The sequence below is a fragment of the Nocardia vinacea NBRC 16497 genome, assembly GCF_000308835.1.
Classification (GTDB): Bacteria; Actinomycetota; Actinomycetes; order Mycobacteriales; family Mycobacteriaceae; genus Nocardia; species Nocardia vinacea.
On record NZ_BAGN01000351.1, the window covers coordinates 1 to 5046 of the forward strand.

At 63.3% G+C, this 5046-nt stretch carries 8 protein-coding genes; 5 read left to right on the forward strand and 3 right to left on the reverse strand.

Annotated elements, in window-relative coordinates; all coding sequences use genetic code 11:
• The first annotated feature begins 403 nt into the window (after nucleotides 1-403).
• From ON44_RS34055 to ON44_RS34065, 4 genes are all read left to right on the forward strand, one after another.
• Nucleotides 404-1162 (forward strand): peptidase inhibitor family I36 protein, encoded by a 759-nt coding sequence (locus ON44_RS34055; protein WP_245567451.1) that lies wholly within the window; start codon nucleotides 404-406, stop codon nucleotides 1160-1162.
• A gap of 65 nt (nucleotides 1163-1227) precedes the next feature.
• Nucleotides 1228-1350, forward strand: coding sequence for a DUF6531 domain-containing protein (locus tag ON44_RS52950; RefSeq protein ID WP_245567452.1), 123 nt, complete (start codon nucleotides 1228-1230; stop codon nucleotides 1348-1350).
• A gap of 30 nt (nucleotides 1351-1380) precedes the next feature.
• Nucleotides 1381-1776: a hypothetical protein gene (locus tag ON44_RS50735; protein WP_040698307.1), complete on the forward strand. Its 396-nt coding sequence runs from the start codon at nucleotides 1381-1383 to the stop codon at nucleotides 1774-1776.
• A complete protein-coding gene (locus ON44_RS34065; RefSeq protein WP_040698309.1) occupies nucleotides 1763-2083 on the forward strand; it encodes a hypothetical protein in 321 nt (106 codons plus the stop codon). Before ON44_RS50735 ends, ON44_RS34065 begins: the two co-directional genes overlap by 14 nt.
• Before the next feature lie 332 nt (nucleotides 2084-2415).
• Here ON44_RS34065 and ON44_RS34070 read toward each other — a convergent pair whose 3' ends face one another.
• From ON44_RS34070 to ON44_RS34080, 3 genes are all read right to left on the reverse strand, one after another.
• Nucleotides 2416-3213 carry a hypothetical protein gene (locus tag ON44_RS34070; RefSeq protein ID WP_040698310.1) on the reverse strand — a complete coding sequence of 266 codons (798 nt, stop codon included), beginning with the start codon at nucleotides 3211-3213 and terminating at the stop codon, nucleotides 2416-2418.
• Between the two features lie 156 nt (nucleotides 3214-3369).
• Nucleotides 3370-3588, reverse strand: coding sequence for a transposase family protein (locus ON44_RS54185; RefSeq protein WP_373283244.1), 219 nt, complete (start codon nucleotides 3586-3588; stop codon nucleotides 3370-3372).
• A 229-nt stretch (nucleotides 3589-3817) separates the two neighbouring features.
• On the reverse strand, nucleotides 3818-4603 hold the full coding sequence (locus tag ON44_RS34080) for an SDR family oxidoreductase (RefSeq protein WP_040698313.1): 786 nt from the start codon (nucleotides 4601-4603) through the stop codon (nucleotides 3818-3820).
• Nucleotides 4604-4692: 89 nt separating this feature from the next.
• Here ON44_RS34080 and ON44_RS34085 point away from each other — a divergent pair, with 89 nt between their 5' ends.
• Nucleotides 4693-4989, forward strand: coding sequence for a hypothetical protein (locus tag ON44_RS34085; protein WP_157187408.1), 297 nt, complete (start codon nucleotides 4693-4695; stop codon nucleotides 4987-4989).
• Nucleotides 4990-5046: the final 57 nt, after the last annotated feature.

The following is a 5046-nucleotide window of genomic DNA, read 5'->3' on the forward strand; positions in this document are numbered from 1 at the left end:
CGAAGCCGAAAGTTTCTGCGCGCCTTGACTCGTCACGGCATGGCCGGATCGATGGGCCGCGTCGGCGCGGCCGGTGACAGCGCGGCCATGGAAAGTTTCAGAAGGACGTGCGACCTAACCGTGAGCCACACGTCCTTCGACCTAGAGGATCTGCCCCCACCCGAAGATGCACGCAGCCTCCTTCGCACGACCAAATCTAGCAACGATGAAATCCACTGTGCCCCAGACAAAGTACCGCAAACCTCCCATCTGCGCGCCCGCAGAAATCAAGCTCCAATCGAGTCACGCACGGCTCGCGAGCGCCGAAGGTTCGTTCGGCACAGGAACGCGCCACGCCCGACACGTGGGCGGTCTGCCCGAAAGGACCTTGCGCGAGTGATGAATACGCGTGCACGCTGGTTCGGTGCAGAAGCTGTTCGTGGCGTTGTTCGCGATCATGGTCGGATTCGGGATCATTGGCTGCAAGCCGGGAGAAGCGACCGAGGTGGCCAAAGACGTCACCTGTCAGATGGTCGTACCCGTTGTGGAGGCCGTCGCGACGAAGCTACGGGCGGGGACGACGGTCACCGCAGCGCTGATCGTGGCCGCCACCGGGATCGCGTTGAGCGAAGCCTGCACCTTGCTGCTCGACCAGTTGGGCGCTGCCCCTGACAAAGAACATGATGTGGTCCTGGAGAATGGAAAGGGCGGGGAACCTGCCAAGGTCAGCGGAAAGACCTTCATCAGCGTGACAGACAAGTGGTGCAACACAACTGGTGGCTGCACTGGTTACGACCGCTGCCCCACCGGCTGGACGTGCCTGTTCACCGGAAGTGAAGGCACCGGAAAGATGTCGTTGTTCACCATCGGTTCGCCCGACCTGTCCAACCAGCACATCGATGCCGCCACGATCTCGGTATTCAATCGAGCTGAAAAGATCGCCACACTGTATGCCGCTCATGACTACCACGGCGACACCTACACCGTCGCGAAGTCAGCGAAGGGCGACCTGCCAAGCGAGTGGCGAGGGAAAGCGCGGTCGATCGTCGTCGGGGCACCCAAGACGTCCCCCCAAACCACGACCGTCACAACTGTACCGCCAACAGGCTCGACGACAACGAAGCCACCGATCAGCCGCACGACCTCGATCACGCCGTCGTCCGGTGCCTCGACCACTCACTGACCACCCTGCCCGCAGGAACGACAGCGCGAGAGAGCGATCCTAAAGACACCCAGAAGGCCAAGGAGGTGACCGAGTCAGATGACCCGGTCGACTTCGCGACCGGCGAATTCCTACTATCCGAAACCGATCTCGACCTCCCTGGTGTCCTGGCGCTGGTGCTGCGGCGCCGTTACCGGTTCGGTCGCTGATTCGGTCCATCCTGGTCGGCGACGCTGGACATGCGGATCATCGTGGATCAACACGGTGTCACCTTCCTCGGCGAGGACGGGATCCTGCTCACCTACCCCCACACCGCGCCGAATGTCGCGGTAACTCCTCTCAACGGCGGTCAACGCTGGACCTTGACCCGTATGGAGGATGGCGGGTACCGCATCACCGACCCTGACAGCGAAATAATCTGGCACTTCCACCCCAACTCCGGGCTCGGCGGCATCGATACCTCGCTGGGCAACTACGCGATCACCGGAATCACCGATCGCCACCAGAACTGGATCCATCCACTTCCGCTACAGCAGCAGCGGGACGCCCATCGAGGTGACTCACTCCGGAGGGTATCGAGTACGGGTCGACACCGCCGATGGTCGCGTCACCGCACTGTCGGTGTTAGGCACTGACCCGTCCGGCGAGGAAATCGCCACCCAAGTAAGGGAATTCGGCTACCAGGCCGGCGAGCTCAGCTCCGTCGCCAACGGCAGTGGGTCCACCACCTACTACACCTACGATCGCGAACACAGGATGTTGTCGTGGACTGACTCCAACGGCAACCAGATGGTCAACTCCTACGATGCGGCGGGCCGGGTAATTCACCAACGCGGCACCGACGGCATCCTGAACACCGACTTCGACTACGTTATCCACCCCGATGGTTCCGGCAGCCGCACCACGCTAACCGACTCCTACGGTGCCAGAACCATTTACTGATGACGCCCAAGATTCGAAACCCGCCGACGTTTTGCGAGGATTCTCCCGCCGAATGTGAGATACGCGATTTCGCTCTGTGGGACCTGACCGGGAGTGTTCTGCCGGACGCGTCGGGGAACCTAACGAGTTGTTACACATACACGACTTTATCGACATTCACGCGTTCCTCGGCTGGTTGCATTGAACAAAAGCGCAAGATGGCTGACCGACGACCAATAGTGTCATCGCGTCGAACGCTTCTGTGCTGTTGGGAACGCCACGCGTTCGACGGTTAGGCCCGCGGTCAGTAAGGTCTCATTGGGAGGCGGCAGCTCGCCCGAGTCAATACAAGATCAATGCGGCTCGGCGAGCGGGAATATCGTCACCCAGGGGGCGTTGGGTTGGCGCCGCAACCACATGAGCGGGTCCTGGGCGAACGACACCGCCCCCTGCGGCGTTACGAGTGGCTGGGCCAGGCGTTCGATGTCGCCGATGAGCACGACATCTCCGGATGCGGTCACACCGATACTGCCTGCCAGCGTATCCGCTGCGATGTCGAAACCTGGAGCGGGAATGTGGGTCCGACCCACGATCTCGAGGCGTGTACAAAAGTCGCCCGACATCCTCGACGCGTCGCCTCGCGCCCACCTTTCCGGGTCGTCGCCGAACCGTACGTCGACGCCGTCCACGGTGATCGTCTCGGAAAAGCGATTACCATACCCTTCTGCACCAAGCACCCGACCGTCGGCGGCTATGTGTATCACAAGCTCGGTGTTAGTGCGCTGGCAGAAGGTCAGAAGGAACTCTCGCCCGGGTGCCGCCACCCGGTCGGGGATTTCGCGAATGGTCCCGGCCGGAAATGACGGCGCGAACGTGGGCCCAACCGGCGCCGCCTTGCCTCCGCATTCGGTGATGTACCGCCAGGACAAACGGGGCACGCGTTGCGGAAGTGTGCGTGCCCAATCGAATGGATCGGTAGTGAACGCAGCCTCGGAAATGAATGGAACCAGCTCTTCTACGACCGGACCTGTGAGCTTCACGTGCCCGAACCGATCGACTTCGATTTGCGCGGATTGGCCGTGAATCGCTCCCTCGGCCAACATCGGATTTCGCACTTGCCCCACCCCGATCCGGACCTGACTTTGCGGCATTGAGCACCTCCGAGTCTTGGCAATGGTCCGCCGATGCTGAGATCAGCGGCTTATGCGAGAGTCCGGCCACGATGGTCTCGCAGTGTGAGATGAGCCCACTAGGTTCTGTCCCCCAACCTAGTCGCCGGATAGGACGACGATTTCGGTGGTCTGAATTCAACGGGGGCGTGGATGTCCGTCGCGACCGTCTCGTGGTGAGCCCATCGACCCACTCGACGAAAGTCTTTGCCGCACAATCCTTGTTCGCACAGAGAACCGCCGCACCACCAGATGCAGGGCCATCTCGCGCCCGGCCACGGCCGCGTCGGCCAGGCGACGCTGATAGCGGGAATGCACGCGCCCGGAAACGGTCGCGCACTGCGGGCACTGGGCCATCTTCGTGGCAACGACAGCCTCCACGACCAGCGAATCTTCGTCACCGCGAACATCACCGCAAGGACAGAGTTCAAGTGCGGCAACAGCTTTCGAATCAGATCACCAGCGCACGCCCGCCATCAATACCAGTGACAGCGGCCGAATGGCAACGCCCAGACCAGCGACATCACGCTATCTGCGCCAGAACCTGATTGGTGGTCACGGTGGTTCCCCTCCTGGGGGTCGGTGGTCAGACGGTCGGGGTTGTACCGCCGTCGATGACATACTCGGCGCCGACGATGGCCGAGGCGCCGTCGGAGACCAGGAAGGCGACGAGTTCGGCGACTTCCTCGGGTCGATTGGGGCGGCCCAGCGGGATGCCGCCGAGGGAGTCCATGAGTCGGCTCAGGGCGGCGTCTTGGGTGATGTCGGCGTCCTGGGCGATCCGGGCGATCAGGTTGTCGGCGGCGGTGGTCTGGGTGAAGCCGGGCGAGACGGTGTTGACGCGGATGCCGCGCGGGGCGACCTCGTTGGCCAGGCCCTTGCTGTAGGTGGTCAGCGCGGCCTTGGCAGCCGCGTAGGCCAGGGTGCCGTTCCACAGCGGCATGCGGCGCTGAATGGAAGTGACGTGCAGGATCACGCCGTGACCGGCCGCGATCATGGCGGGCAGCAGGCCGCGGTCGAGGCGGACGGCGGCCATCAGGTTCATGCTCAGCTCCGTGGCCCAGTCGTCGTCGTCGAGAGCGGCGAATCCACCGGCCGGCGCCTCGGAACCGCCGAGGGTGTTGACCAGGATGTCGATGCCTCCCAAACGGTCGTCTACCTCGGCGATTACGTGGGCGGCGCCCTCGGCGGTGGACAGGTCGGCGGTGATGAAGAGCTTGTCCTCGATGTCGGCGGGACGGCTGCGGGCGGTGACGAGAACCGTTGCGCCGGCCTGGGCGAGGCGACGCGCGATGGCTGCGCCGACGCCCTTGGTACCGCCGGTGACCAACACTCGCCGCCTGTCGAGGGATTCACTGCTGGACACGGTCATAGGGCCTCCGATCTCGAGAGCGGGCGTGAACGACACTCGATGATGGCACCCCCTTCGCCGGTTGCCTCGGCCCGGCTCCGCTGGTGTCGGTGCCCACCGAGCGGATCGGATCACCGTTGACCGGCATCGAAACCGCGACCGGACTGGCGTTGGTGCGGGTCCGTTGCGGCGAAGACGCCTGGCTAGGTGTCGACGATCGCACCAGCGGGCGTCTGCTCGAGATCGACGACCTGTTCGACGCCTGGCTACAACGCGACAGCGCCTCCCCCGGCTCGAGCACCCATTGGGTCGGGCACGTGGTCGACAGTTTCACTCGCGACGAACTGATCCAGACCGGGCCACACGACTATGTCCGAGGTGGTGGTGACGATTTCCAATACCGCTGAGGAAGGCACCGTGTTGGAGGGCACGGTCCATAGCGACGGCACCTATGAAGTGATGAC

Excerpts from the sequence above, each read along its gene's own strand:
- ON44_RS34080 (WP_040698313.1), bottom strand. The coding sequence starts at position 4,603 with ATGACCGTGTCCAGCAGTGAATCCCTCGACAGGCGGCGAGTGTTGGTC.
- ON44_RS54185 (WP_373283244.1), bottom strand. The coding sequence starts at position 3,588 with ATGGCCCAGTGCCCGCAGTGCGCGACCGTTTCCGGGCGCGTGCATTCC.
- ON44_RS34070 (WP_040698310.1), bottom strand. The coding sequence starts at position 3,213 with ATGCCGCAAAGTCAGGTCCGGATCGGGGTGGGGCAAGTGCGAAATCCG.
- ON44_RS50735 (WP_040698307.1), top strand. The coding sequence starts at position 1,381 with ATGCGGATCATCGTGGATCAACACGGTGTCACCTTCCTCGGCGAGGAC.